This window comes from Cellulomonas bogoriensis 69B4 = DSM 16987 (genome assembly GCF_000767165.1).
In the GTDB taxonomy this organism is placed as follows: domain Bacteria; phylum Actinomycetota; class Actinomycetes; order Actinomycetales; family Cellulomonadaceae; genus Actinotalea; species Actinotalea bogoriensis.
In genome coordinates this window covers 1-2,440 of record NZ_AXCZ01000266.1, presented here as the reverse complement: position 1 = coordinate 2,440, position 2,440 = coordinate 1, and the positions used below count along the sequence as shown (strand labels likewise).

The following is a 2,440-nucleotide window of genomic DNA, read 5'->3' as shown; positions in this document are numbered from 1 at the left end:
CGGCCGCCGCGGCCTGCAGCGGCAGGGCGAACGACAGCACCCCCGGGCCGGTGGCGCCGTCCGGGGCGATGGCCCCGTCGACCAGCGCCGAGTCCCGGACGGCCTGCTCGACCAGCTGCGCGGCGTCCACCCCCTGCGGGCTGAGGACGTCGCCGCCCTCGCCCGCGTCCACCAGCACCTGCACCGTGGCGCCGCTCGCGCCGCCGAACTCCTCGTCGATCCGCTCGATGGTCCGGCTCAGGTCCGACTCCGGGGCGAACGCGGACATGTCGGTGTCGGTCGTCTGCTGGGTGGCGAAGACGCCCAGCACCACGGTCAGGACGGCCACGACGAGGACGGCCAGGGCGGGACGTCGCTCAGCCAGGCTGGCGGCACGGCGAAGGACAGCGTTCACGCGGGGGTCACTTCCGTCGGACGGTCGCGCTGCGTCGCGGCAGCGTCAGGGGCGGGACCCCAGGATACGTCCGTGTATCGGATGGTCCTGTCTCAGGGACGGAAACGTTCCACCAGACGGTCCATCAACGCGTCCATCGCCCCGTCCACGACGCGACGCGCCGGGTCCGCGTCGTACCAGGACACGATCTCCCGCGCGCCCCGGTGGAACGGGACGGTGGCCACGAAGTCCGGCACGACGCTGCGGAGCTTGCTGTTGTCGAAGACCATCGAGTGCGCCTTGTCGCCCAGCAGGCCCGCGCCCCACACCGGGTCGTGCGCCGCGATCACGTCCGACGGGACGTGCACCAGCCGCGCGGTGACCCCCGCCGCGTCTGCGAGCGCGTGGGCTATCTGGTCCCAGGTGAGGGCCTCGTCGGAGGTGATGTGGAACGCCTCCCCCAGGGTGCGTGGGTGCCCCAGCAGCGGCACCAGGCCGCGGGCGAAGTCGGCGTGGTGGGTGAGCGTCCACAGCGAGGTGCCGTCGCCGTGCACCACGACCTCCTTGCCCTGCCGCATGCGCTCCACGACCGTCCACCCGCCGTCGAACGGCACCAGGGTGCGGTCGTAGGTGTGGGACGGGCGGACCACCGTCACCGGGAACCCGTCCTCGCGGTAGGCACGGACCAGCAGGTCCTCGCAGGCGATCTTGTCGCGCGAGTACTGCCAGAACGGGTTGCGCAGCGGCACCGACTCCACCACCGGGACCCGGGACGGCGGCGTCTGGTACGCCGACGCCGACGAGATGAACACGTACTGACCGGTCCTGCCGGTGAACAGCTCGACGTCGGTGCGGACGTGCTCGGGGGTGAACGCCACCCAGTCGACGACGGCGTCGAACTCGTGCCCGGCCAGCGCCGCACGTGCCGAGGCCGGGTCGCGGATGTCGCCGTGCAGCACCGTCGCGCCCTCGGGCACCGGGCGGTGGGAGGTGCCGCGGGTCAGCAGGTGCAGGTCGACCCCGCGCTCGACCGCGAGCCGGGCACTGGCCGAGCTGATGATGCCCGTACCCCCGATGAACAGGACCTTCGGTGCGCTCATCTGCGCACCTTAGCCCTCCACCTGCGCATCAGAGGGCCTGCGGTGACGGTGTCGTCGGCGCCGTCCTCGACCTCGGGCTCCTCCTCCGCGAGGTCGACGTCGGGCACGGGTACCGGCTGGGCCTGGTTCGGCCCCCCGGCCGACGGCGTGCGGCGCAGCAGGTGCTGAGCCACGTCCCCGACCCGGTGCGGCTCCTGGGTGGTGACCAGCTCGAACAGCCCACCCGTGCCACGGCGCGCGGACATGGCGAACGAGAACGTGTCGGTCAGGACCGCCATGAACCGCTCCCCGACCAACGGGTCGCGCGCGCACAGCGCCACGCCCCTGACCCCGGGCGCCGGCTCCGCCGGCAGGCCCACCCCGAAGACGACCACCAGGACGGACTGCTCCGCCAGGCGGGCCAGCTCGCCACCGTCGAGGGACGCCAGGTCCCCGGGGGTGCGGTTGCCCGCACCGATCAGGACGACCGGTCGTGAGCCCGAGCGCAGCGCCCGCAACGTGAAGATCTGGGCCAACCGCCGCAGCAGGTCCGACGTCACGCGGCGACGGTCGAGGTTGGCCAGGATCTCGAACGGGCTGCGGCCCTCCGGGACGCCCCGCCCACGCCCCAGCAGCGGCACCACCGCGCGGGGCATCGGGTCGCCGCGCTCCAGCAGGCCCGGAACCCCCAGGTGGTGACCCTGCCCGTACCGCGCACCCAGGGCGAGGGCGAGCCGCTCGTCCCGCTCGTCCTCGATGCCCTTGACGACCAGCGCCGCGCCGGTGGCCTCGATGTGCCGCAGCACCGCGGCGACGACCTCGGACGTCGCGGTGTCGAGCTCGTCGTCGAGCATGCGGACATCCAGCTTGACGACGTCGGCGTGCACCAGCGGCAGGACCGACAAGCACCCCAGGGACGTCCCGATGTCGTCCACCGAGATGCCCCACCCCATCTCACGGGCCCGGTCGACGGTCTCCAGCAGGCTCG

The 2,440-nt window shown here is 73.2% G+C and carries 3 protein-coding genes; all 3 read right to left on the bottom strand.

The window, feature by feature from the left end; genetic code table 11:
- The coding region (locus tag N869_RS14405; RefSeq protein ID WP_035062728.1) for a hypothetical protein at positions 1 to 394 on the bottom strand (394 nt) is incomplete at its 3' end.
- A 92-nt stretch (positions 395 to 486) separates the two neighbouring features.
- Positions 487 to 1,473 (bottom strand): SDR family oxidoreductase, encoded by a 987-nt coding sequence (locus tag N869_RS14400; RefSeq protein WP_035062727.1) that lies wholly within the window; start codon positions 1,471 to 1,473, stop codon positions 487 to 489.
- Positions 1,470 to 2,440, bottom strand: a 971-nt coding sequence (locus N869_RS14395; RefSeq protein WP_156968575.1) for an EAL domain-containing protein, incomplete at its 5' end; no start/stop codon positions are given. The genes N869_RS14400 and N869_RS14395, both read right to left, overlap by 4 nt.

Bases quoted from the DNA above. Each gene is read 5' to 3' on its own strand.
- N869_RS14400 (WP_035062727.1), bottom strand. From the start codon at position 1,473: ATGAGCGCACCGAAGGTCCTGTTCATCGGGGGTACGGGCATCATCAGC.